General features: G+C 59.9%; 24 protein-coding genes. 9 read left to right on the top strand and 15 right to left on the bottom strand.

The window, feature by feature from the left end; all coding sequences use genetic code 11:
• Positions 1-415: 415 nt before the first annotated feature.
• Positions 416-2,275: a DNA helicase RecQ gene (recQ, locus tag IFT66_RS18275; protein ID WP_192078451.1), complete on the top strand. Its 1,860-nt coding sequence runs from the start codon at positions 416-418 to the stop codon at positions 2,273-2,275.
• 87 nt (positions 2,276-2,362) lie between these two features.
• Here recQ and IFT66_RS18270 read toward each other — a convergent pair whose 3' ends face one another.
• The 3 genes from IFT66_RS18270 to IFT66_RS18260 form a co-directional block, all read right to left on the bottom strand.
• The gene (locus IFT66_RS18270; protein WP_249406493.1) at positions 2,363-2,773 is read right to left on the bottom strand and encodes a response regulator; all 411 of its coding nucleotides are present in this window, start codon (positions 2,771-2,773) and stop codon (positions 2,363-2,365) included.
• Between the two features lie 106 nt (positions 2,774-2,879).
• Positions 2,880-3,320, bottom strand: coding sequence for a hypothetical protein (locus tag IFT66_RS18265; RefSeq protein WP_192078449.1), 441 nt, complete (start codon positions 3,318-3,320; stop codon positions 2,880-2,882).
• Between the two features lie 140 nt (positions 3,321-3,460).
• On the bottom strand, positions 3,461-4,324 hold the full coding sequence (locus IFT66_RS18260) for an SDR family oxidoreductase (RefSeq protein WP_162759507.1): 864 nt from the start codon (positions 4,322-4,324) through the stop codon (positions 3,461-3,463).
• Between the two features lie 291 nt (positions 4,325-4,615).
• Here IFT66_RS18260 and IFT66_RS18255 point away from each other — a divergent pair, with 291 nt between their 5' ends.
• Together IFT66_RS18255 and IFT66_RS18250 are read left to right on the top strand one after the other, a co-directional pair.
• On the top strand, positions 4,616-4,825 hold the full coding sequence (locus IFT66_RS18255; protein ID WP_062459695.1) for a cold-shock protein: 210 nt from the start codon (positions 4,616-4,618) through the stop codon (positions 4,823-4,825).
• A 121-nt stretch (positions 4,826-4,946) separates the two neighbouring features.
• Positions 4,947-5,171, top strand: a complete 225-nt coding sequence (locus tag IFT66_RS18250; protein ID WP_062459699.1) for a hypothetical protein — start codon at positions 4,947-4,949, stop codon at positions 5,169-5,171.
• A 95-nt stretch (positions 5,172-5,266) separates the two neighbouring features.
• Here the strand turns inward: IFT66_RS18250 and IFT66_RS18245 are convergent, their stop codons facing one another.
• The 4 genes from IFT66_RS18245 to IFT66_RS18230 all read right to left on the bottom strand — a co-directional run bounded on the left by IFT66_RS18245 (position 5,267) and on the right by IFT66_RS18230 (position 8,468).
• Positions 5,267-5,689, bottom strand: coding sequence for a hypothetical protein (locus IFT66_RS18245; protein WP_192078582.1), 423 nt, complete (start codon positions 5,687-5,689; stop codon positions 5,267-5,269).
• A 139-nt stretch (positions 5,690-5,828) separates the two neighbouring features.
• On the bottom strand, positions 5,829-7,034 hold the full coding sequence (pcaF, locus tag IFT66_RS18240) for a 3-oxoadipyl-CoA thiolase (protein WP_192078448.1): 1,206 nt from the start codon (positions 7,032-7,034) through the stop codon (positions 5,829-5,831).
• Between the two features lie 10 nt (positions 7,035-7,044).
• A complete protein-coding gene (locus tag IFT66_RS18235) occupies positions 7,045-7,749 on the bottom strand; it encodes a CoA transferase subunit B (protein WP_062578016.1) in 705 nt (234 codons plus the stop codon).
• The gene (locus IFT66_RS18230) at positions 7,746-8,468 is read right to left on the bottom strand and encodes a 3-oxoacid CoA-transferase subunit A (protein ID WP_192078447.1); all 723 of its coding nucleotides are present in this window, start codon (positions 8,466-8,468) and stop codon (positions 7,746-7,748) included. The genes IFT66_RS18235 and IFT66_RS18230 overlap by 4 nt, the downstream gene beginning before the upstream one ends.
• A 117-nt stretch (positions 8,469-8,585) precedes the next feature.
• Between IFT66_RS18230 and IFT66_RS18225 the strand changes: the two genes are divergently transcribed.
• On the top strand, positions 8,586-9,347 hold the full coding sequence (locus IFT66_RS18225; protein ID WP_192078446.1) for an IclR family transcriptional regulator domain-containing protein: 762 nt from the start codon (positions 8,586-8,588) through the stop codon (positions 9,345-9,347).
• A 39-nt stretch (positions 9,348-9,386) separates the two neighbouring features.
• Here the strand turns inward: IFT66_RS18225 and mmsB are convergent, their stop codons facing one another.
• The 7 genes from mmsB to IFT66_RS18190 form a co-directional block, all read right to left on the bottom strand.
• On the bottom strand, positions 9,387-10,274 hold the full coding sequence (gene mmsB, locus IFT66_RS18220; RefSeq protein WP_192078445.1) for a 3-hydroxyisobutyrate dehydrogenase: 888 nt from the start codon (positions 10,272-10,274) through the stop codon (positions 9,387-9,389).
• 9 nt (positions 10,275-10,283) lie between these two features.
• Positions 10,284-11,879 carry a GMC family oxidoreductase gene (locus IFT66_RS18215; RefSeq protein WP_192078444.1) on the bottom strand — a complete coding sequence of 532 codons (1,596 nt, stop codon included), beginning with the start codon at positions 11,877-11,879 and terminating at the stop codon, positions 10,284-10,286.
• 13 nt (positions 11,880-11,892) lie between these two features.
• Positions 11,893-12,891 carry a branched-chain amino acid ABC transporter permease gene (locus IFT66_RS18210; RefSeq protein WP_192078443.1) on the bottom strand — a complete coding sequence of 333 codons (999 nt, stop codon included), beginning with the start codon at positions 12,889-12,891 and terminating at the stop codon, positions 11,893-11,895.
• A 15-nt stretch (positions 12,892-12,906) separates the two neighbouring features.
• Positions 12,907-13,794, bottom strand: coding sequence for a branched-chain amino acid ABC transporter permease (locus tag IFT66_RS18205; RefSeq protein ID WP_062459730.1), 888 nt, complete (start codon positions 13,792-13,794; stop codon positions 12,907-12,909).
• A 97-nt stretch (positions 13,795-13,891) separates the two neighbouring features.
• Positions 13,892-14,596 (bottom strand): ABC transporter ATP-binding protein, encoded by a 705-nt coding sequence (locus IFT66_RS18200; protein WP_062459733.1) that lies wholly within the window; start codon positions 14,594-14,596, stop codon positions 13,892-13,894.
• On the bottom strand, positions 14,596-15,378 hold the full coding sequence (locus tag IFT66_RS18195) for an ABC transporter ATP-binding protein (protein WP_192078442.1): 783 nt from the start codon (positions 15,376-15,378) through the stop codon (positions 14,596-14,598). The genes IFT66_RS18200 and IFT66_RS18195 overlap by 1 nt, the downstream gene beginning before the upstream one ends.
• 3 nt (positions 15,379-15,381) lie before the next feature.
• The gene (locus IFT66_RS18190; protein ID WP_192078441.1) at positions 15,382-16,596 is read right to left on the bottom strand and encodes an ABC transporter substrate-binding protein; all 1,215 of its coding nucleotides are present in this window, start codon (positions 16,594-16,596) and stop codon (positions 15,382-15,384) included.
• A 212-nt stretch (positions 16,597-16,808) separates the two neighbouring features.
• Between IFT66_RS18190 and IFT66_RS18185 the strand changes: the two genes are divergently transcribed.
• Positions 16,809-17,729, top strand: a complete 921-nt coding sequence (locus IFT66_RS18185) for a LysR family transcriptional regulator (RefSeq protein ID WP_174197702.1) — start codon at positions 16,809-16,811, stop codon at positions 17,727-17,729.
• 77 nt (positions 17,730-17,806) lie between these two features.
• On the opposite strand, the gene IFT66_RS18180 is transcribed toward IFT66_RS18185, so the two are convergent.
• Positions 17,807-20,086: an FdhF/YdeP family oxidoreductase gene (locus tag IFT66_RS18180; RefSeq protein WP_113111458.1), complete on the bottom strand. Its 2,280-nt coding sequence runs from the start codon at positions 20,084-20,086 to the stop codon at positions 17,807-17,809.
• Between the two features lie 283 nt (positions 20,087-20,369).
• Here IFT66_RS18180 and osmF point away from each other — a divergent pair, with 283 nt between their 5' ends.
• The 4 genes from osmF to IFT66_RS18160 all read left to right on the top strand — a co-directional run bounded on the left by osmF (position 20,370) and on the right by IFT66_RS18160 (position 24,197).
• Positions 20,370-21,281 carry a glycine betaine ABC transporter substrate-binding protein OsmF gene (gene osmF / locus IFT66_RS18175; RefSeq protein ID WP_062578000.1) on the top strand — a complete coding sequence of 304 codons (912 nt, stop codon included), beginning with the start codon at positions 20,370-20,372 and terminating at the stop codon, positions 21,279-21,281.
• A 68-nt stretch (positions 21,282-21,349) separates the two neighbouring features.
• Complete coding sequence (locus IFT66_RS18170; RefSeq protein WP_249406492.1) at positions 21,350-22,516, top strand: ABC transporter permease; 1,167 nt, start codon at positions 21,350-21,352, stop codon at positions 22,514-22,516.
• The gene (locus IFT66_RS18165) at positions 22,513-23,451 is read left to right on the top strand and encodes an ABC transporter ATP-binding protein (RefSeq protein WP_192078439.1); all 939 of its coding nucleotides are present in this window, start codon (positions 22,513-22,515) and stop codon (positions 23,449-23,451) included. The genes IFT66_RS18170 and IFT66_RS18165 overlap by 4 nt, the downstream gene beginning before the upstream one ends.
• Positions 23,448-24,197, top strand: coding sequence for an ABC transporter permease (locus IFT66_RS18160; protein WP_062459757.1), 750 nt, complete (start codon positions 23,448-23,450; stop codon positions 24,195-24,197). The genes IFT66_RS18165 and IFT66_RS18160 overlap by 4 nt, the downstream gene beginning before the upstream one ends.
• Positions 24,198-24,200 lie beyond the last annotated feature (3 nt).

Here is a 24,200-nt window from a genome sequence, read left to right as displayed (position 1 = left end):
GAGAGGCCTGAGAAAGCTGGCCCATGAGAGCCGGCTTATCCGCAGTTTTTGCAAACGGTTTCAGAGTAGCTGTATGGTGACTGCTTCGACCAGAATATGATAGATATTCTCTATGACCGTCTGGCAATCCGTTTTGAACGGTGCCGACAGGTTTTTAGAATGTTCCGAAAGTGTTCAAATTATCGGTATCTAATATTATCGTTTGCTAATTTTGCAACGCGGTCGCGATCCCGCTGCCCCCTTAAATCTAGGGGTGTGTCGATTGACATTTTCTATCAGGTCATTTGTTTCGTGCCTCAATGTCATTCGGGCACGAACCGCTTGATGGATAGTGGCGATATCTGCGTCGGCGGGCTTTGCAAAGGTCGTGCCGTGTGAGATGGCTCGCGAGCAAGGATGGAGGCGGAACGAGCTCATGCAAGCGAAATCAACCAGCCAAGATGGTGAACGCAAAAGCGGTGTGCAGGCGGATCCGGTCGGGGTTTTGCAGAAGGTTTACGGCTACCCTTCCTTTCGCGGCGACCAGGAGGCTGTCGTTCGCCATGTTGTTTCGGGCGGAGACGCGGTTGTGCTGTTTCCGACGGGCGCTGGAAAATCTCTGTGCTTTCAGATCCCGGCTCTCTGCCGCGACGGCGTCGGCATCGTTGTTTCGCCGCTGATTGCGCTGATGCGCGATCAGGTCGAAGCGTTGAAGCAGATTGGCGTCCGTGCCGCCTCGATCAATTCCTCCATGCCGCGGGAAACGTTCGGCGAGGTCAAACGCGCGCTGGCGGCCGGCAGGCTCGACATGCTGTACGTGACCCCCGAGAGGATCGTGACGTCAGGGTTTCGTGAGTTGATCGGAGACGCCAAGGTCGCGCTGTTTGCAATCGATGAAGCGCATTGCGTCTCGCAATGGGGGCATGATTTTCGCCCGGAGTATCGGCAGCTCGGTGAACTCGCCGACCTTTACCCGGGCGTGCCGCGTATGGCGCTGACCGCGACCGCCGACCCGCATACGCGGGAAGATCTCATCGACAGGCTCACCCTGCGCAATGCCCGGGTCTTCACCGCATCGTTCGATCGCCCCAATATTGCCTACGAGATCGTCGAGCGGGATCAGCCGCGCCAGCAGTTGCTGCGCTTCCTGGAGAATCACAAGGGATCGAGCGGTATCGTCTACTGCCTGTCGCGCGCGAAGGTCGAGGAAATTGCGGAGTGGCTGAGTGCGCAAGGCATCCGCGCGTTGCCCTACCATGCGGGTATGGACCGGGAGGTTCGCGATGCCAATCAGGACGCCTTCTTGAAAGAGGAAGACCTCTGCCTCGTCGCGACCGTCGCCTTCGGGATGGGCATCGACAAACCCGATGTACGCTACGTCGCGCACCTGGATTTGCCGAGCTCAGTCGAAGCCTATTATCAGGAGACGGGCCGTGCCGGTCGTGACGGTCTGCCGTCCGAAGTTTGGATGGCCTACGGGATGGCCGACGTCATTCAGCGCGGCAGGATGATCGACAACGGCACGTCCGGCGACGACGTCAAGCGGGTCGAGCGCGCCAAGCTCAATGCGTTGCTTGCTATCTGCGAGACGGCCGGCTGCCGACGACAGGCGATCCTCGCACATTTTGGAGAAAAGCATGCGGGGCATTGCGGAAACTGCGATACCTGCATCAAGCCCGTGGACACCTGGGACGGAACCGAGGCCGCCATCAAGGCGCTCGCTGCTGTGTATCGAACAGAGGAACGGTTCGGTACCGGCCATTTGATCGATGTCCTGCTCGGCAATGACAACGAAAAGACACGTCGCTTTGGCCATGTGGACATGCCGGTCTTCGGTGCGGGAAAGGATCTGGCACAAAAGACGTGGCAGTCTGTCTATCGCCAGCTTCTTGCCGCAGGCCTGGTGCGCGTCGATCACCAGGCTTTCGGGGCTTTGAAACTGGAGCCTTCGGCACGCGATGTCTTCCGCCACGAGCGGACCGTCCGTTTCCGCAAGGACCCGGTGACCGGCCGCAAGACGGCACGAGGGCAAACGGCAGGCTCGAAAAACCCAAGGTCGCAGTTGGGAGAGACCGATGCGGTCTTGTTTGAGGCATTGCGCAAAATGAGAATGACGATTGCGAAGGATCTGGCGATCCCTCCCTACGTCGTATTCGCCGATGCGACGCTGATCGCGTTTGCAACGCAGAGGCCGACAACCCACGATGCGCTCCTCGGTGTATCCGGCGTCGGGCAAGCGAAACTTGAGCGTTATGGCGACGCGTTCCTCGATATTATTCGGGCACACGACGGATAATCGATAGACGACTGTTCGATTGAAAGGTGGAAGCGCGCTGCGAGCGGCTAATGGTCGTCCCGACACTATATCGGGACGACGCCAGTCTTACTGCTTTGTGACGGGAAACGTTCTGAGGCGGTCCGGCGGGCACGTGCCCTCGATCCCGGCGCGTCTGTCCGCTACGTACTGGATTGCTTTCACTACCTCGAGATCGAGGATCGGCTTCTCCATGACGCCAAGCGTTCCCTTCACTCCCGCCCCCAACGCGCCCAGATCGCTCGTCATGAACAAGACGGTGATGTCGGCGATTGCGAGGTCGCGCCCGATGCCCGGCCCGGTTGGACCGTCATCGAGGTTGACATCGACCAATGCCATATCCGCCGTGGCAGCAAGCAACGTAGCTTCCGCTCTGTTTCTCGCCACGCCAATCGAATGGTGCCCCAACGCTTCGACAGCGTCTTCCAGACCCATTGCAATAATCGGCTGATCTTCGACAATCAGAACATTGAAAGCCATTTCCATTCTCCGTTCATGAACACTTTTGCGTAATCTCTTAGTGAACGAACGGGCGGAAATGCTGGGTGTTCCAGTTTTCGTCACAAATACTTATGGTTGAGCGTGGTTATCGCGTGATGCCCCACAGAAATCCGATAGCCGCCGCAAGCCCAACGGTTCCGATTGGCGATCTTTGGATACCGCGCTTGATGTCGTCCACAATAAGGCGGGGTTCGTTCGCGTACTCGCGGTAGGTTGCCGGCTCTACGGCTCTGTCCTTCAAACTTACCAGCTCTGCGCGGAGGGCTGTCAGCGTATCTCGTGCTTTGGCAGTTGCCGAGTTGTCGCGGTCGTGGACCGATGCCAGCAATTCATCGACAAGCGGTTCGTCTGAACTCGTGCTCGGGCCGCCAAAGCCTGTGGCAGTGGACGAAGATGAAACAGGATCGGAACCCGGGAAGGTCTCCTCGAGGCCCTGTTGCAGGACTTCGTCTGGAGTGCGGGCGCGTTGTGCTGCCTGTTCGCGAAGAAGAGAAGCGGCAGCAGGCGACTGGGAATGATCGGCCATTGGGTTTTCCTTGCTTGTTTGTGTGGGGATCGAGACATCCTCTGATCCGGCTCGTGTTTCTTTGGGTACCGAAACTCGCTCTTCGAGAGCGGTTTCGGGAGAGGAGCGAGCCTTCCCGAAACCGAACGACAATGAACGGATCAGATCATGATCTCGCCGCCGGTCACCGGAATGACGGCGCCAGTCATGTAGCTGCCAAGGTCGGACGCCAAGAGAACATAGGCACCTGCCAATTCGGCTGGCTGGCCCGCACGACCGAGCAGGGTCTGCTCGCCGAACTTCGCCGCCTTTTCAGCCGGCATGGTCGAGGGAATGAGAGGCGTCCAGATCGGGCCCGGCGCGACGGCATTCACCCGGATCCCATGTTCTGCCAACATTTCGGCAAGACCAGCCGTGAAGTTGGAGATGGCACCCTTGGTCGAGGCGTAGGCGAGAAGCTGTGGCGAAGGTTGACGCGACTGGATCGACGTCGTGTTGATGATCGAGCTACCCGGCTTCATCAGAGGGACAGCCGCCTTCGATAGGAAGAATGGTGCGTAGATGTTGGTCCGGAACGTCTCGTCCCACTCTTCCGCAGTGATATCGGTAATGGTGGCATAGGTGCGCTGGAAGGCGGCATTGTTGACGAGGATGTCAATTTTTCCGAGCTCATCGGCCGTGCGCTTCACGAGCGCGTTGCAATGCTCTTCCGACTTGATGTCTCCGGGAACGACCACTGCCTTGCGGCCTGCCTCGCGCACCCACTTCGCCGTGTCTTCAGCGTCTTCGTGTTCGCTGAGGTACGAAATCAGGATATCCGCGCCTTCGCGGGCGAATGCGATCGCCACAGCTTTGCCGATGCCTGAATCGGCACCGGTGATCAGCGCGACCTTGCCCTCAAGACGACCATTGCCCTTGTAGGAGTGTTCGCCATGATCCGGCGCCGGATCCATCAATGCGGTCTGGCCTGGCGGGTCCTGATGCTGGGCGGGATGGGGAGGTGTCGGGCGACGTGTTTCTTGCATGGTTTGATCTCCAGTCTAGCGTTCTGAGCAGAAACAAGCTGATCCACAATCGGTTCCGTTGTCGCTCACTCAGCCTCTTCGAAAGCGCTCCAGTCGGGCCGGGGAAACTAAAAGTTGACTTTCGGGAGCGTAGCCGCTATTTGTGGTTTATCGATATTTTGCTTGCTGATCTTTGGTTATTGCGCTTCGAACGAAGCGCCTGAGCGAACTTCCTCTTCAAAACAAATCGCTATCACCTTCTGCAAGATCTCGTTTTGCAGATATCTTCTCTATGCTTTGAAAGGGTTCACTATGACCACCGGCACAGTAAAATGGTTTAATTCCACTAAGGGCTTCGGCTTCATTCAGCCTGACGATGGCGGCGCTGATGCGTTCGTTCACATCTCCGCAGTCGAGCGCGCCGGAATGCGCGAAATCGTCGAAGGCCAGAAGCTGGGCTACGAACTTGAGCGCGACGCAAAGTCGGGCAAGATGTCGGCCTGCAACCTTCAGGCTGCTTAATTCGATTTTTGCTTCGCTTTGACCACGGATGTACTGGCACTGTCGAAGTAGCAGTTGGTGAGGGCCGAGCATACGTGCTCGGCCTTCTTATTTGGCGTCTACCGCCAGGATTGGATAAGAAATGACGGAAACAATGTCGAAGTCGCGCGAGCGTGCGGAAGCCGCATTTGCTCAGACCCAGACCCAGTTTTTCTCCCGCGTCGAAGCGGTCGCAGAATTAAACGCACACGTCGCCGAACGTGACTCAAAGACGGCTCGGCTCAAGGCTGCGCGCCTTGCAAAAGAAATTGAAGACCGCGCCTCTGCGACTGCTGCCCTGATTGCCAAGCGCGCCAAGAAGGCCTGACACCAGCCCGACATCGAATGAACTCGGCCCGCAGCCTGCGCGGCCGATCTTGTTTGATGCCCGTGGCTACGACTACTGCTATAGTCGACCAGAGATCAAGGACCTCCGATCGTAGGCAGATACGTCTCGACTTCACGCCTTCCCACGGCGTCGAGCACAGCGATATTCTCGTTCCAGAAATCCTCAGCTTCTTTGGTATCGGTTCCCCATGCACGCGTAGCGCTGCGACGGCCACCGAGACGCATATACTGATGGGCCAGCATCGGCAGGCCGGACGCAGTCCCAGTCTCAATCGTGGAGTTTCTAACGGGAAGTGCAGATAGCATCCGCTCAAGCGCGTCGTGCTCGGGGCCACGTGGGTGTTGACTTAAGAACACGTCCACTGGAATCCGCGTTTCGTGGCCACCGGACGGCAAGTTGCCACGGTGCGTGACCGTTGCGCGATGGTTCTCGGAAGCAGGATCGATAAACCACCGATCTCCATTGGTGCTGTGCGCAAACTCCTGCGGTTCGTTCATGCTGCCGATCCTTACGAGTTTTCGAGGGGGAGACGCTATCCGGCTTGTGTTCTTGCCGTGCGCCTCGCTTATCAACAGTCACCGCCGCCAATGGTTGCCGGAGGCGTCGAATTGTCTTCGAGCTCCGGCTGCAATCCCCCTAAACTCGTTCCAAAGCCAGAGCTATCCCCTGGCCAACGCCGATGCACATCGTGGCAAGCGCGTATCGCGTACTCCCCAGCGATAGCTCCAGTGCCGCGGTTCCGGCAATGCGTGCTCCGGACATGCCGAGCGGGTGACCCAGCGCGATGGCACCGCCATTCGCGTTGACATGCTCTGCATCATCGGGGATTCCGAGCTCGCGCAAAACGGCGATGCCCTGAGAGGCGAAGGCTTCGTTTAGCTCGACAATCCCGAAATCCTGCGGCGACAGGCCGAGGCGTGCGCAGAGTTTCTGCGTCGCTGGCGCAGGCCCGATGCCCATCACCCGTGGCGGAACGCCAGCCGCAGCGCCGCCGATGATGCGTGCAATCGGCGTCAGGCCATATTTCCGGGCCGCCTCCTGCGAGGCGATGATGAGTGCCGCTGCCCCGTCATTGACGCCGGATGCGTTGCCGGCAGTGACCGTGCCGCCTTCCATTTTGTTCACCGGCCGGAGTTTAGCCAATGCCTCCAAGCTGGTTGCGCGGGGATGCTCGTCCTTGTCGACGATGATGCTATCGCCCTTCTTTTGCGGAACGCTGACGGCTTTGATTTCTCTTGCTAGCCTGCCGTTCTGCTGGGCGGCAGACGCCTTGTTCTGGCTGCGCACTGCAAACGCGTCCTGATCCTCGCGAGAGACATGGTAATCGATCGCGACATTGTCGCCGGTTTCCGGCATGGAATCGACGCCGTACTGCTTCTTCATGAGCGGATTGACGAAACGCCACCCAATGGTGGTGTCGTATATCTCCGCGTTGCGTGAAAACGCGGTCTCGGCCTTCGGCATCACGAACGGAGCGCGGCTCATGCTTTCCACGCCACCGGCAATCATGATGTCGGCTTCGCCGGCCTTGATGGCGCGGGCAGCGGTGATCACGGCATCCATGCCCGATCCGCAGAGACGGTTGATCGTCGTGCCGGATACGGAAACAGGCAGGCCGGCAAGCAGCAGCGACATGCGCGCGACATTCCGGTTATCTTCGCCCGCCTGGTTGGCGCAGCCAAAGACCACGTCGCCGACCGCTTCCCAGTCGACGGCAGCGTTTCGCTCCATCAATGCCCTAAGAGGTACAGCGCCCAGATCGTCCGCACGGACCGATGACAGCGCGCCGCCGAAACGACCGATCGGGGTACGGATATAATCGCAGATAAATGCTTCGGTCATCGATCTCTCCTCAAAGCGCCGGTACGACAAGATCGGCAACAGCGCCGTCGACATGCAACTGCGCGCCGGTCATCGCCTGCAATTCTTCAATGGTCATTGCGGCAAGCTTCTCACGCAGGACAAAACGACCGTCCGCGATATCGATTACCGCATGGCTCGTATAGACCCTCGTAATGCAGCCGACGCCCGTTAGAGGGAAGGTGCATTTGGAGACAAGCTTCGGCTTGCCGTCCTTCGTCACATGCTCGGTGATGACAAAAACCTGCTTGGCACCATGCACCAGATCCATGGCGCCGCCGACCGCCGGCACGCCCTTGGAGCCAACACGCCAGTTGGCGAGGTCGCCATTTTCCGCCACCTGGTAGGCGCCGAGGATTGCAACGTCGAGATGGCCGCCCCGCACCATGGCGAAGCTGTCCGCATGATGAAAGAAAGCCGCGCCGGGCTTGACCGTGACGGCCTTTTTGCCCGCGTTGATCAGATCCCAGTCTTCCTCACCGGCTGCCGGAGGCTCACCGAAATCGAGGATGCCGTTTTCCGTGTGGAAGATCGCCTGTCTGCCGGGCGGCTGATAGCGGGCGACCATTTCCGGAAAACCGATCCCGAGATTGATATAGGCGCCATCTTCGATGTCCTGCGCGGCACGCCAGGCGATCTGCGTGTTCGACAGTTTGATGTCTTCGCGGGTGTCCAGTGTCTGAGTTTCGCCGCTCATGCGCTCATTCCTCCGGCATAGGCCACTCCGGCCCGGATGAGTTCTTCCTCTTGCTGAGGGTTTGAGACCTCAACCACCGCATCGACAAAGATGCCGGGCGTGATCACGTGTTCGGGGTCGATGTCGCCGGGTTCAACGATCTGCGAGACCTGGGCGATGGTGGTGGTCGCCGCCATGCACATCAGAGGATTGAAGTTCCGGCCGGCCTTGCGATAGGTGAGGTTGCCATGGGTGTCGCCGAGATGCGCCTTGACGATGGCAAAGTCGGCCTTGAGCCAGCGCTCCTGCACATAATGTCGTCCATCGAACTCGGCGACCGGCTTGCCCTCGGCCAGTTCCGTTGCATAACCCGTCGGAGTGTAGAAGGCCGGTATGCCGGCGCCACCTGCGCGGATCCGCTCGGCAAGCGTGCCCTGGGGGACGAGTTCCAACTCGATCTTTCCGGCCAGATAGGTATCGGTGAAGGCGCGCGGATCGGACGAGCGAGGGAAGGAGCAGATCATCTTCGCGATCATGCCAGCATCGATCATCGCCGCAATACCGATGCGTCCGTTCCCGGCGTTGTTATTGATCACGGTCAGGTTTTTAGGACCGCTGTCGATCAGCGCGTGGATGAGTTCGATCGGCGCACCGGAGCCTCCGAAACCACCGATCATCACCGTGGCACCGTCGGTGATCTTGGACACGGCATCAGCCAAAGTCCGAATTGTTTTATCCATCAGTATCCTCCGCAAACCGCTCCCGCTGCAGAAACAACTAAATCCCATAAGGATGGACGGCAAACCATTTGTGCGATATCGTCTCTTTGTACGATTATCGCACAAAATGAGGCTCTGGTGGACGTCAAGACGAGAGACATGATGGGCGGGCTGGCAAAGGGCCTCAAGGTCATAGAAGCCTTCTCTGCCGAGCGACCGCGTCTCAGCATCGCCGAAGCCTCACAGCTCACCGGTTATGATCGCGCGACGGTGAGACGATGCCTCCTGACGCTCTCCGAACTCGGCTATTGCGCCTATGACGGAAAATTCTTCACCGTCACCCCCCGCGTCTTGCGACTGGGAACGGGATGCCTGGCAGCGATGCCATTGCCGAAGATCGTGCAGCCCTGGCTCGATGACCTGTCCGAACAGACAGGCCAAAGCACATCCGTTTCCATTCTTGATGCGAGTGACATCGTCTACGTCGCGCGGGCCGCGCAGCGCAGGGTCATGTCGATTTCGCTGATGCCGGGCTCACGCCTTCCAGCCTACTGCACCTCTATGGGGCGGGTGATGCTGGCAGCACTTCCTTTCGAGCAGGCAGAAGATCTTCTTTCATCAAAGCCGCTCGTGGCGAGGACCGCAAAGACCGTGACCGACATCGAAACACTCAAGGGCGAACTGCTCCGCATCCGTGATCGCGGCTATGCCTGCATCGATCAGGAGGTCGAAATCGGCCTCCGCTCTCTGGCCGTCCCGCTATTCGGCCCCCGCGGCCAGGTTGTCGCCGCGCTGAACATCGGGCTAGCCGCGTCAGAGGAGCCGATGCAGGCTGTTGCTGACCGTTACGTTCCGTCACTGCTTAAAGTTCAGAAGGAGCTGACCGGCATATCGGGTTGAATTGGCGGCATATGCCGGCGTTCCAACTGAGCAACCCTCTTATTCCGTCGGTGTCCCCTGCAGCATCCGAATGATGGCGGAAAAATCCTCGCCGCCGTGGCCGGCCGCCTCGAACTGCGCGTAGAGCTCAGCCGCGTGGGCTCCGAGCGGTGTCGCGGCGCCGGATTGTTGTGCTGCTTCTTGCGACAGCAGCAAGTCCTTCAGCATCAGCGCCGTGGCAAAACCGGGACGGTAGTCGTTGTTGGCAGGCGATGTCGGTACCGGGCCGGGCACCGGGCAGTAGGTCGTCAGCGACCAGCACTGGCCCGATGAGGTCGAGGCGACATCGAACAGCGCCTGATGCGAGAGGCCCAGCTTTTCAGCCAGACCGAACGCTTCGCAGACGCCGACCATCGAGATACCGAGGATCATGTTGTTGCAGATCTTTGCAGCCTGACCCGCACCATCGCCGCCGCAGTGGACAATCTTGCGGCCCATGGCTTCGAGGATAGCCTTACCCGACGCAAACGCACTGTCGGCGCCGCCCACCATGAATGTCAGCGTGCCCGCTTCCGCGCCGGTCGTTCCGCCGGACACCGGAGCATCGAGAGAGAGGCAACCCATCGCGCTTCCCAGAGCATGCGCCTTGCGGGCGCTCTCCACGTCCACGGTCGAACAATCGATGAGCAGCGTTCCCTCGGGGATCACGGATGCCAGATCCGACCAGACGGCGAGGACATGCTGGCCCTTGGGCAGCATGGTGATAATGCAGTCTGCATTCAGCACAGCCTGGGGGAGGGTGCTTGCCGCGTTGACGCCATGCGCGCTTGCGGCATTCCTGCTCGCCTCCGAAAGATCGAAGCCCCAGACGTCATGTCCCGCCTTGACGAGATTGGCTGCCATCGGCCCGCCCATGTTCCCAAGTCCAACGAATGCAACCTTGCTCATAGTCCCCCCTTATCGATTGTCCGCCAAGATCATCGCCGCCGCCTTTTCGGCAATCATGATCGTCGGAGAATTGGTGTTGCCCGATGTGATGGCCGGCATGACCGACGCATCGGCAATTCTCAACCGGCCGAGTGCTCTCATCTTCAGTCGCGGATCGACGACGCTATCGGGGTCAGACCCCATCCGGGCCGTGCCCACAGGATGGAAAATCGTCGTTCCTATTTCGCCGGCAGCGCGCTCCAGATCTGCATCCGTGTCGTATGCCGGTCCCGGCTTGTATTCTTCCGGCTGGTAGCGGGCGAAAGCAGGCTGCGCGACGATGTTGCGAGTCAGCCGGATCGAACTTGCCGCGACACTGCGGTCGCCCGCCGTCGAAAGATAGTTCGGCCGGATCGCCGGCGCTGCTGCAAAATCCGGGCCTTTCAGATGCACGGAACCGCGGCTTTCGGGGCGAAGATTGCACACACTTGCGGTAATTGCCGGAAAGGCGTGAACCGGATCCCCGAAGCGGTCGAGCGAGACCGGTTGGACATGGTATTCGAGATCAGCCGTTTCCTTGTCTGGACCCGACCGGGTAAAAATCCCGAGCTGGCTTGGAGCCATGGACATAGGTCCTGAGCGTTTCAGCGCATATTCCAGCCCGATCGCAGCCTTGCCGAGCCAGCGAGAGGCTTTCTCGTTCAGCGTCGGCACGCCGGTGACCTTGTAGACCAGCCGTAGCTGCAGGTGATCCTGCAGGTTTTCGCCGACCTGTCGCACCTCCTTGACCATCTCGACCCCGGCGTCCGCCAGAACTTCGCCGCGTCCGACGCCTGAGAGTTCGAGCACATGCGGCGTCCCGATCGCGCCGGCCGAAAGCACCGTCTCGCGACGGGCATGAGCCAACTGCGACACGCCATTCTGCTGAAACTCGACGCCTTTCACCTCACCGGTTTCGATGATCAGGCGGCGGACATGCGCCTTGGTGAGGACGCGTAGGTTCGGCCGCTTCATCGCGGGCCGCAGAAAGGCCTTCGATGTGTTCCAGCGAATGCCCGAACGCTGATTGACGTCGAAATAGCTCGAGCCTTCGTTGTCGCCGCGGTTGAAATCCTCGATCATCGGGATGCCCGCCTGTTCCGCCGCCTTGCGGAAACTGTCGAGCACCGCCCAGTGCAGACGCTGCTTTTCGACCCGCCATTCGCCGCCTTCGCCATGCAGATCGTCGCCGCCCTTGTAGAAGTCCTGGCTCTTGCGAAACAGCGGCAGCACGTCGTCCCAGCCCCAGCCGGCACATCCCATCTGCCGCCATAGGTCGTAATCGCGCGCCTGGCCGCGCATATAGATCATGCCGTTGATCGAAGAGCAGCCACCGAGCAGCTTTCCGCGCGGATAAAACAGGGAGCGGCCGTTGAGGCCTTCCTCCTTTTCGGTGGCAAAACACCAGTCGGTGCGCGGGTTGTTGATGCAATAGAGATAGCCGACCGGGATATGCACCCAGTGATAGTTGTCGGTCCCGCCGGCTTCCAGCAGCAGCACGCTGTTGCGGCTATCGGCCGAAAGGCGGTTCGCAAGAACGCAGCCGGCGCTTCCGGCACCGATGATGATGTAGTCGTAGGTTTCCATGATCTTCAGCCAATCAGCGGCGATGCTCGAAGCCCAGTTTTCGGCCAAGCCGCGAGGCGTAGAATTCCCCGATCAGGCCGCGCCGGAAGAGGAGGACGCAGACCATGAAGACCACGCCGGTGATGATCGTGACGGGAAATTCCGAGGTCGCGAGGTAGTTCTGCAACGCAACGACAAGCCCGGCGCCAAAGATCGGTCCGATCAGCGTGCCGATGCCCCCAAGCAGCGTCATCAGGATCACCTCGCCGGACATCTGCCAGCCGACATCGGTCAGCGTCGCGAACTGGAAGACGAGCGCCTTGGTTCCGCCGGCAAGCCCGGCAAGCGCCGCCGACATGACGAAGGCGCCGAGCTTGTAGCGGGATACGGAATAGCCGAGCGAGATGGCGCGCTGCTCGTTTTCGCGGATCGATTTGAGGATCATGCCGAAGGGCGAGTTGATGAACCGCCAGATGATCGCCATGCCGATCAGGAATACGGCCAGCACGAAATAGTACATGTTCGTCGTTTCGCTGAGATCGATGAAGCCGAAAAGGTGGCCGCGCGGCACGGACTGGATGCCGTCTTCGCCATGCGTGAATTCCGCCTGCAGGCAGAAGAAGAAGAACATCTGCGAAAGCGCAAGCGTGATCATCGCAAAGTAGATGCCCTGCCGTCGAATGGCAAAGAAGCCCATGATCAGGCCAAGCACGGCCGCTCCGAATGCGCCGACGAGAATGCCGAGTTCCGGCGACAGACCCCAGACCTTTACGACATGGGCAGTAAAATAGGCGGCTCCGCCGAAGAACGTCGCATGGCCGAAGGACAACAGGCCCGTGTAACCCAACAGCAGGTTGAACGCGCAGGCAAATAGCGCAAAGCACAAAAGCTTCATCAGAAAGATCGGGTAGAAGAACAGCGGTGCAACAAGGAGCAGCACCAGTCCCAACCCGATGAAGATCGCGTAGGTTTTCGTGGCTGTTGCCGATCTCTCGATGCGCGGCGGGGCAGCGGTGTGGATGATGTCGCTCATCTCTGGCATCCTTCCCTAAACATCCCGGCCGAAAAGACCGGCTGGCCGCAGAAGCAGCACGATCGCCATGATCACGAAGATCACGATGCTCGATGCTTCCGGATAAAACACTTTCGTCAGGCCCTCGGCGATTCCGAGCATGTAGCCGGTCAGGATCGCACCCATGATCGATCCCATGCCGCCGACGACGACGACCGCAAAGACCACGATGATGATGTTGGACCCCATCAGCGGCGAGACCTGGTAGATCGGCGCCGCCAGAACGCCGGCAAAGGCGGCAAGGCCCGCGCCGAGCCCGTAGGTCAGTGTCAAAAGCACCGGCACGTTGACGCCAAACGCCTGCACCAGGATCGGGTTTTCCGTGGCTGCCCGCAAATAGGCGCCGAGCTTGGTCTTTTCGATCAAAAGCCAGGTGCCGATACAGGCGACCAGGGAGACGACCACCACCCAGCCGCGATAGATGGGTAGGAACATGAAGCCGAGATTGGTGCCGCCGGCAAGCTGCGTCGGAACCGAATAGGGCTGGCCCGACGAACCGTAGAGATACCGGAACGTGCCCTCGATGGTGAGCGCCAATCCGAAGGTGAAGAGCAGGCCGTAGAGGTGGTCCAGTTTGTAAAGCCGTGACAGCAGGAAGCGTTCGGTAATTGCTCCGAACAGGCCGACGACGAGAGGTGCGAGAACGAGCGCGAACCAGTAGTTGATGCCGAAATACTGCAGCATCAGCATGGCAACGAAAGCGCCGAGCATATACTGCGCGCCGTGGGCAAAGTTGATGACCCGCAGCAACCCGAAGATGACCGCAAGACCGAGGCTTAAAAGTGCGTAGAAAGAGCCGTTGATCAGGCCGATCAGGAGCTGTCCGAGGAAAGCCTGGAGCGGAATGCCGAAAATCATGGTCATGGTGCGGCGCTCCTGGCGTCGTCTGATTTTACCGAAACTGGACGCGAGCGCGTTGCCAGGTCGTCCGTGCGGTGATCCGTTTGCATTACGACCATGCTCAAACCCCCAGAACCTTGTGCAGCATGTCCATCCTCTCCGGCAGTTCGCCGACCGGGAAATTTGCCACCATTTTTCCGTGGTCCATCAGGTAGAACCGGTCAGCGACGCGGCTTGCGAAGCGAAAATTCTGTTCGACCATCAACACCGTCATGCCGCGGTCCTTGAGCGTCTTCAGCACTTCGCCGATGCGCTGCACGATGACAGGCGCAAGCCCTTCGGTCGGCTCGTCGAGGATGAGCAGTTTTACCCCGGTGCGCAGGATGCGGGCGATCGCCAGCATCTGCTGTTCGCCACCGGAGAGCTTCGTGCCCGGGCTGGAGCGGCGTTCGTGAAGGTTCGGGAATAGCTCGTAGATCTCGCTGAGTGGCATTCCCCCTTGCGCAACGACCGGCGGCAGCATGAGGTTTTCCTCGACGGTCAGCGTCGAGAAGATACCACGCTCCTCAGGCACAAAGCCGAGACCCGCATGGGCGGTTCTATGCAGCGGAACGCGCGACATGTCCTGGCCCGAAAAGAGGATTTCGCCGCGGCGTTCGCGGATGATGCCCATGATCGTGCGAAGCGTCGTGGTCTTGCCGACGCCGTTGCGACCGAGAATGGTGATCGTTTCGCCCTCATGCACCGTCATGTCGACGCCGTGCAGGACGTGGCTTTCACCATACCAGGCATTGAGATTGGAAACCTGAAGCAACGGTTGCGCCATCATGCTTCCTCCGTGCCCATGTAGGCGGTGCGGACGCGCGGATCCTGGCTCACCGTCGCGTAATCGCCCTCGGCCAGGATTTCGCCGCGCTGCAGCACCGTGACGTGGTGGCAGATATCGGCGACGACGGAGAGATTGTGCTCCACCATCAGCACCGCGCGGGTTTTCGCCACCTCGCGGATAATGGCAGACACGGTGCCGATATCCTCCTGGCCCATGCCGGCCATCGGTTCATCGAGCAGCAGGACTTTCGGATCGAGCGCCAACGTCGTTGCGATCTCCAGCACACGCTTGCGGCCGTAGGAGAGATCGGCAGCCAAGGCGTCACGCTCGCGTTTCAACCCGACGGTTTCGATCAGCTCGTCGGCGCGAGCGTTTAGCCGGTCGAGCGAAGAGAGGGGTAGCCAAAACTGTGTCGACAACCCGCTCGGACGCTGCAATGCCACGCGGACATTGTCACGCACGGTCAGATGCGGAAACACAGCCGAGATCTGGAAAGAGCGAACCAAGCCCATGCGCGCCACCTTGTCCGGCGGCAGTTTCGTGATGTCGGCGCCCATCAGCGTGATCGAACCTGATGTCGGCTGCAGGAACTTGGTGAGCAGATTGAACACCGTGGTCTTGCCTGCGCCGTTCGGACCGATCAATGCATGGACGCTGGCATCGAGAACATCGAGATCGACATTCTTGACCGCTGCGAATGCTCCAAAGCTCTTACAGAGGCCACGGGCGGACAAGACCACCCGTGGCTGATCGTTAGTCGAGATCGATGCGACTGCCATCGCTCACTTCACCAGCTCGCAACCGGCCTTGGCCGGATCGATATAGGCTTCCTTGCCGGGAATGGTGGCAAGCACGTTGTAATAGTCCCACGGCTCCTTGCTTTCGTCAGGCTTCTTCACCTGCAGCAGGTACATGTCGTGGATCATTCGGCCGTTGGCACCGACCGTGCCGCCGCGCGCGAAGAAGTCGTCGACCGGCATTTCATGCAGCGCTTTGGCCACCGCGTCGCTCTCGTCCGTACCAGCCTTCTGCACGGCCTTGAGATACTGCGTCACGGCCGAATAGGTGCCGGCATGAACCATGTTCGGCATCTTCTTTGTGCGGGCGAAGAACTTCTTGGCGAACTCGCGGCTCTTGTCGTCGAGGTTCCAGTAATAGCCTTCCGTCAGTGTCAGACCCTGCGCTGCCTCAAGTCCAAGCCCGTGCACTTCAGCCAACGTGAACAGCAGTGCCGCCAGTTTCTGTCCACCTTGGACGATGCCGAATTCGGATGCCTGCTTGATAGAGTTGGCCGTGTCGAGGCCGGCATTGGCAAGTCCGATGACCTTTGCGCCTGATGATTGCGCCTGTAGCAGGAAGGACGAGAAATCCTGGCTTGCCAGCGGATGCCGCACGGAACCGACGACCGAGCCGCCATTGGCCTTCACGTAGTTGCTGGTCTGCTGCTCCAGGGAGTAGCCGAAGGCATAATCGGCGGTCAGGAAGAACCAGCTGTCGCCGCCCTGCTTGACCATGGCGCCGCCCGTGCCGACCGCAAGCGCATGGGTGTCGTATGCCCAGTGGAAGCCGTAGGGCGTGCAGGCCTTGCCGGTGAGATCCGTGGTCGCCGCACCGGTGTTGATGGTGATCTTCTTCTTGTCCTTGGACAGCGCCTGGACCGCGAGACCGACCGACGACGTTGTCAGGTCCATGATCGTATCGACCTGCTGGGTATCGTACCACTGGCGGGCGATGTTGGAGGCGATGTCGGGCTTGTTCTGATGGTCGGCGTCGATGACCTCGATCGGCACATCCAGAACCTTGCCGCCAAAATCCTCGACCGCCATCTTTGCAGCCTCAACGGACGACTTGCCGCCGAAATCGGAATACACGCCGGACTGGTCGTTCAGGATACCGATCCTGACCTTGCCGTCGGATGCCGTTTGGGAAAATGCAGTGCTGCTGGCGAGCAATACGGCCAGCGGTGTAACAACGGACGCCACAAACGTCTTTCGCATAAGGTCTCCTCCCAGAGATAACAGCGCGCGAATCTGTTCAAATTTGGCGGACCACCCTCCTCAAAGCAGCCCCTCCTGTGGGTATGGTCGAGTAAAACGAACGTTGACGCAAGGAGGAGCGCGCTATTAATTGCAAACAGCCTCTGTTCAATTTTGAACAGACAGGTGACAGCGTTTGAACAGATAGGGACATTGGAGCGCTAACCGCCGACATGACAGCCAGCCCGAACTTCACCTGGGACGACCTTCAATATTTCCTGGCCGTCGCCCGAACCGGGCAGCTTTCCGTCGCGGCCCGGCAGTTGCGCACCAGCCATGCCACCGTATCGCGCCGCATCGACCGGCTGGAATTCAGTCTCCGGATCAAGCTTTTCGAGCGCAATCCGCGCGGCTATGTCCTAACCGGAATTGGACAACGCTTCATCGAAGCGGCGGAACGCATGGAGGCGGAAGCGGACCGGTTGCAGATGGATATCTTCTCGGGGAGCGCTGCTCACCAGGGCGTCGTCCGTCTCAGTGCTCCGGAAGGAATTGCGAACTTCTTCCTCGCGCATCAGATCGGCGATTTCACCGTCCAGCATCCCAATCTCTCGCTCGAGCTGGTGACGATCCAGCAGATCATGTCCTTGTCGCGCAAGGAGGCCGACATTGCCATCTCGCTCGATCCGCCGAAGGGCGGACCCTACGAAATCGAGAAGATCACCGACTATCGGCTGAACATCTACGGCGCAAAATCCTACCTGTCCGAGCGACCGGAGATTAAAAGCCGCGACGACCTGCTGCTACACCCGTTCATCGGCTACATCCAGGATATGATCTTTGCGCCGGGACTGGACTATCTTGGCGACGTCCATCCGGGAATCCGGCCGCGGTTTCAGAGCTCAAGCATCTCGGCGCAACTGACGGCGACGCTTCAGGGTCAGGGTCTCTGCATCCTGCCGCATTTCATTGCGCGCCGTCAGCCGGATCTCGAGCTGGTGCTGCCCCGCGAGGTGCAGTTGACCCGGCACTACTACCTGGTCCGTCACCGCGACATGAGCCGCATTCCCCGTGTACGTGCCGTCGCCGACTACCTTTTGGCGGTCGTGCAGAACAATCGAGATGCGTTTCTTGGCGAAATTGAAAGCGCCTAAGCAGAACGAAGTGTGCCCGCCAAACCGGGTTTACCTGGCGTGGCGGGCACTGTACCGGAAGGTACTCGCTTTCGGAATCAGTGGCTGACGATTTTTACCGGGATTGCCTTGGACGCCGGCGTCTTGGACATCTCGTCGTGATGGTCGATTGCGTTCAGCACATTGCATTCGGGATAGTACCCGCCGATCGTGCCGCGCGGAAGCTTGTGCGCTCTGACCGTCAGCCCGCTGAGTTCGCGGTGTTTGCCGTCTTCGAAGTCACTGACGAGCGATACGACCTGACCTTCCCGAAGTCCTGCTGCAGCGATGTCTTCCGGACACATGAGAAGCACGTCTCGCGTACCCTCGATGCCGCGGAATCGATCCGAATAGCCATAGATCGTTGTGTTAAACTGGTCGTTGGATCGCATCGTGATCAGCCGGAACCGACCAGGCGCATCCTCGAACGACAACGCGTTGAGCTGATGCGGCGTTGTAAAGACCGCTTTCTTTTCCTCAGTATTCCACTTCCGTTCGTGTGCATCATTGCCGCGATAAAAGCCGCCGGGCTCGAACATGCGCTGGTTGTAATGCTTGAAGTCGTCGGGGTAGGTTGCCTCGATGAGATTGCGAACGAGGCTGTAGTCCCGCGTCCATTCGTCCCATTTCAGCTTCGGGTTATGGTCGAGGGTTGCCTTGGCGATGCCGGTCACGATCGCAAGTTCGCTCTGGAGTTGCTTGGATGCCGGCGTCCGCTTTCCGATCGAACCGGAAATGTGGGAGAAGCTGTCTTCCGTCGTGACGGACTGATTTCCGGTCGCCTGCATGTCGATCTCGGTTCTGCTGAGACATGGCAAGATCCAGGCCTCCTTGCCCGGAAACAGATGGCTGCGGTTGAGCTTGGTCGAGACCATGACCGTCAGCTCCTGCTCGGCCCAGACCCGCTCCATATCGACCTGATCCGGCACGGCGCGAAGCAGATTGCCGCCGAGTGAGATTGTGGCGCGGATGGTTCCCGCCATCATGCCTTTGACCGCATCGACGATGTGCGTTCCGTCCTCGGTCGGAGGATCGAAATCGAACAGTTCCTTCAGTTTGTCCATCGGGATGAGCTTGGTCTTTTCGGCGATGCCGACGGTCCGCTGGCCCTGAACGTTCGAGTGGCCACGCACCGGACAGCAACCAGCGCCCTCACGGCCGATATTGCCGCGCAGGAGGAGAAGGTTGACTAGCATCGCGATGTTAAGGCCGCCCTGCGAGTGCTGGGTCAGTCCCATTCCGTAGACGCCGATGACGCGCTTGGCGGCAATATAAGTCGCGCCTGCCTCGCGCAGATCAGCCTCCGTGAGCCCGCTTTCGCGCACAATGTCCGACCAAGGCGTGTCGCGCACGCATTCGATGAACTTGTCGAAGCCCGTCGTGTGCTCGGCGATGAAATCGACATCGAGAACGCGCGCCCGGCCAGCGGCAACCGCCGCATCATCGGTCTCGACGACGGTCTTACATAGACCCAGCATGGCAGCGACGTCACCGCCGGCCTGCACCTGCAGATACTGATCGGATATCTTGGTCTCGTTGCCCGTGACCATGTCGAGCGGATTTTGCGGGTTCACGAACGACACGAGACCCTGCTCGATGACAGGGTTGAATGTGACGATCTTCGCGCCGCGCTTTTTGGCTTCCTGCAGCGGATGCAGGAAACGTGGACTGTTGGTGCCCGGGTTCTGGCCGAAGAAGAAGAAGGCGTCGGTCTTTTCCAAATCTTCCCAGACGATGGTACCGACCGGCGAGCCGATGACCTTGGTGAGGCCGACGGACGTCGTCTCGTGGCACATGTTCGAGCTCTGCGGCAGGTTGTTGTTGCCGTAGGCGCGTGCCAGCAAGGCATAAAGGTAGGATGCTTCCAGTCCGGCATGGCCCGACGAATAGAAGACTACGCTCTTCTTCTCCAGGCGCTTTAGCGTTGCGCCGATCTTCTGGAACGCCTCGTTCCAGGTGGCCTCCACGTATTGTCCGGTCGCGTGATCGAAGCGGAGAGGATGGGTCAGGCGACCTGTCATCTCCAGATCGTGGTCTTTCCAGCCCTTCAGCTCCTCCACCGTGTGCTTCTTGAAGAAATCAGGTCCGCAGCGGGAGTTGGTCAGGTCCCACATGGTGGCCTTGGCACCATTCTCGCAAAACTCGAAGGGGTGATAGTTCTTGGGCTTTGGCCAGGCGCAGGAGACGCACATGAATCCGCCCGGCTTGTTTTGGCGAGACAACGTTTCGAGAAACGCTGGTGGAGGCGAACTCTCGCCGTAGATCCGGAAGATCGACTTTACCGAGCCCCAACCACCTGCAGGGCCTTTGCCTTCAGGATTGCTGATGTTGTCTGCCATGGGTGGGCCTCCGAAATGTTCGCTGAAAGGGATGCTAGGAGCGGCATCGACATAACTCGAAGAAGGCGCGATCGTTCCTCCCGCCGGGCAGTCGTTTCCGAGCGGCTGTCGGATCCGGAGACGGCATACGGCCTCGGTTTCAGAACGAGGCATACCGCAAATGACTGACGTGACGTTGCTCCACTATTCTTCTTGGACTGGCGGCATATATAGGCGTTTGCGTCCGGACGATTGCGGTTGGGCGCGAGAGGCAAGACTAGTTGTAAACAGGGAGATACCGGCCGTGCACCTGCCCAAGATCGTGATCGGAACCATATTCGCCATTGCCGCATCTGCGGCCACGGCATCGGCGCAAGTCGTCGTATCATCAAAGATCGATACCGAGGGCGGCGTCCTCGGCAACATCATTTTGTCCATCCTGAACGCAAACGACATCAAGACGACGGATCGCGTTCAGCTCGGTGCCACACCTGTCGTGCGCAAGGCGATCACCGCTGGCGAAATCGACATCTATCCGGAATATACCGGCAATGCGGCGTTCTTCTTCGAAAAAGCCGAAGACCCGGCCTGGAAGGATGCGGCAAAGGCCTATACTGAGGCCAAGAAGCTGGATTACGATGCAAACAAGATCGTCTGGCTGACCCCGTCTCCGGCAAACAACACCTGGGCGGTCGCCATCCGCAAGGAAGTCGCGGACGAAGGCAAGATCAAGACCTTCAGCGAATTCGGCTCGTATGTTGCTGGCGGCGGTAAGGTCGTTTTGGCTGCCTCCTCGGAATTCGTCAATTCGGCTGCAGCTCTTCCGGCCTTCCAGAAGACCTACGGCTTCACGCTGAAGTCCGACCAGCTGATCACGCTGTCCGGCGGCGACACCGCTGCCACGATCGCGGCAGCTGCAAACCAGACCAACGGGGCCAATGCGGCGATGGTCTACGGCACGGACGGTGGCATTGCGCCATCAGGTCTCGTCGTTCTGGAAGACGACAAGGGCGTTCAGCCGGTCTACCAGCCGGCTCCGATCATCCGTGAAGCAGTTCTGAAGGAGCATCCGCAGATCGAAACGCTTCTGAAGCCTGTCTTCGAAAAGCTCGATCTTGTGACGCTCCAAGAGTTGAACGGTCGCGTGCAGCTCGGTGGCGAACCGCCGAAGGCCGTTGCCGAAGACTTCCTGAAGAAGAACGGATTTCTGAAGTAAAGCTGGCTGTATGATGCATTCCACCCTCAGGGGCGGGATGCATCACCAGGGGGCCAAGGAGGATCGGATTGAAGCTTCGCCTCGATAAGCTGGGTGTCGTCGTGGCGCTGCTGGCGGTCTACGCTGCCTTCTTCGCGCCCCTCATGATTTTCCGTCCCAACCGGATCGTGCCGGGGCAGGGGAAGTCTCTATGGGAATCCCTGCCGCCCTCCACGTCGATCGCCTTCGTCGTCGTTATCGGCGTCGCGATCCTCATCACACTCTTCAAAACACCTCTTTATCTGAGGCTGTCGGCTGCGGCGGCCGTTCTCGCGGGACTTGCCATCTCCGTCGGTTCCGCCGCGTCGTTTCTGACGCCGGACGGCAATACCTATGCTCGTGTTTCGCCGGCCTCCGGTGCCTGGCTGTTGATGCTTGCCTTCGCTCTGCTCGCCGCCGATGCGATCGCCAGACTGCGGCCAACACCCGTCGTTCGGATCGCCTTGCTGGCGGTCAGCCTAGCGGGCATCGCGCTCGTCCTGTCTTCGGGTCTCTGGGACGGACTTTCCATCATCAGGGAATATGCGGGCCGCGCCGACGTCTTCTGGCAGGAAGCGGGAAAACACGTGACATTGGCGATCGGATCGCTGATTGCAGCCGTCGTCGTCGGTCTTCCCCTCGGCGTTCTTGCCCACCGAGTCACTTCCTTGCGTGCCGGCATTCTCAATACGCTGAACTTCGTCCAGACGATCCCGTCGATTGCCCTGTTCGGCATTCTCATCGCGCCGCTCGGCTGGATCGCCATCAACGTGCCGGGTGCGGCCGCGATCGGCATACGCGGCATTGGCGCTGCACCCGCGTTCGTGGCGCTGTTCCTCTACTCCCTGTTGCCTGTTGTCGCCAACACCGTCGTGGGACTCGAAGGCGTGCCCCGGGAAGCAAACGAGGCGGCCCGCGGAGTCGGCATGACCGGGCGCCAACGCCTGTTCGGCATCGAACTGCCGCTCGCCATGCCCGTCATCCTGACCGGTATCCGCATCGTTCTGGTTCAGAATATCGGGCTTGCGACCATTGCGGCCCTGATCGGCGGCGGCGGGTTCGGCGTCTTCGTCTTCCAGGGCGTCGGCCAGACGGCAATGGATCTTGTGCTCCTGGGCGCCGTACCCACCGTCGTGCTTGCCTTCACCGCAGCCACCGTATTGGACGCACTCGTCGAACTGAACGCCCCTGTTGGCACTCGAGGCAAAGCCGCATGATCGAAATCGAGACCCTCACCAAGCGTTACGGCGACAATACGGTTGTCGAGACAGTGACTATGACGATCCAACCGCGCACGGTAACGGTCATTGTCGGAACGTCCGGCTCCGGCAAGACCACGCTTCTGCGGATGATCAACCGGCTCGTGGAACCGACCTCCGGAACCATCAAGCTCGACGGCGTCGACAATCGCGACCTGCCGGGGTTTGAACTGCGGCGCAGGATCGGCTACGCGATCCAGGGACACGGGCTTTTTCCGCATCGAACCGTCGCGCAGAATATCGCCACTGTTCCGGGTCTGCTTGGCTGGGACCGGCCCCGCATTGACGCCAAAGTAAAAGAGCTGCTCGAACTCTTCCAGCTCGACCCCGCCGATTTCGCGTCGCGTTTTCCGCATGAACTCTCCGGCGGGCAGCAACAGCGCGTCGGCGTGGCACGCGCACTTGCGGCTGAACCCAACGTGCTCCTGATGGATGAGCCGTTCGGCGCTCTCGACCCGATCATTCGCGCCAAGGCGCAGCAGGACCTTATCAGCATTCAAAAAGTGCTCGGCACGACCATCGTTCTCGTCACGCACGATATGGACGAGGCCTTTCATCTGGCGGACCGGATTGCGGTGATGGACAAGGGCAAGGTCGTTCAATACGGCGCGCCCGTCGAGCTGGTTCGACAGCCTGCGACCCCGTTCGTCGAGACCCTGATCGGTGATACGGAGCGGCCGTTCCGGCTCCTGTCGATGCAGACTATCGGTGAGGCCGTCGAGCCCAATCAAGCGACAGGGGAACCACTGTCCGAAGACATGAGCCAGCGAGAAGCGCTATCAAAGCTTTTGTGGACGGGACAGCAGGCATTGCCTGTTCGCGCATCCGATGGGCGGATCATCGGCTCTGTTTCGGTCGAAGGACTTTCGAAGCGCGCGGCGGGTCTGGCATGAGAGCGTGGCTTCCTCTCATGCTGCGGGCGTTACTGCTCGTTCTTCTGCTGACGTTCCTGCTGATGCCCGAATCGTTCGATCCCATCCTGCGCCCGCTGGTTCAGCAGAATGCGCCCGCGATCTACAATCAGGGAAGTCTTCTGACACTCACGCTTCTGCATCTGAGGACGGTCGCCATCGCCACGACAGCGGCGATTCTTGTGGCTGTTCCCATGGCAATTCTCGTGACGCGGCCGATCGGCGCCGAGTTTTTGCCGCTCTCGCGGGGCCTCGTGAATATCGGGCAAACCTTCCCGCCAGTAGCGGTGCTGGCGCTCGCGGTTCCAACGCTGGGGTTTGGTGAAAAACCGACGCTGGTCGCGCTCTTTCTCTACGGTTTGCTGCCGATTTTCGAAAACACACTGACGGGGCTGACGACCCTTCCGCCGTCTGTCATGGAGGCGGCGCGCGGGACAGGAATGACCGGGTTGCAGCGGCTGTTCAAGGTCGAGCTGCCGCTCGCCACACCCGTCATCCTCGCCGGTATCCGTCTGTCGGTCGTGATCAGTCTCGCCACGGCCACGATCGGTTCGACCGTTGCCGCAAAAACCCTGGGCGAAGTCATCATCGCCGGCCTGCAGGCCAACAACCTCGCCTTTATCCTGCAAGGCGGCCTGATCGTCGGCGCTCTTGCGATCCTCATCTACGACACGCTGTCCGCCGTCGAGCGGGTTGCAGCTCGTCGTACGGGCCTGAACGTGCGGTAATTC

It is taken from the genome of Rhizobium sp. CFBP 13726, assembly GCF_014841925.1.
Taxonomy (GTDB): domain Bacteria; phylum Pseudomonadota; class Alphaproteobacteria; order Rhizobiales; family Rhizobiaceae; genus Neorhizobium; species Neorhizobium soli.
The sequence above is the reverse complement of the archived record's forward strand: the minus strand, read 5'-3'. Positions and strand labels throughout refer to the sequence as shown.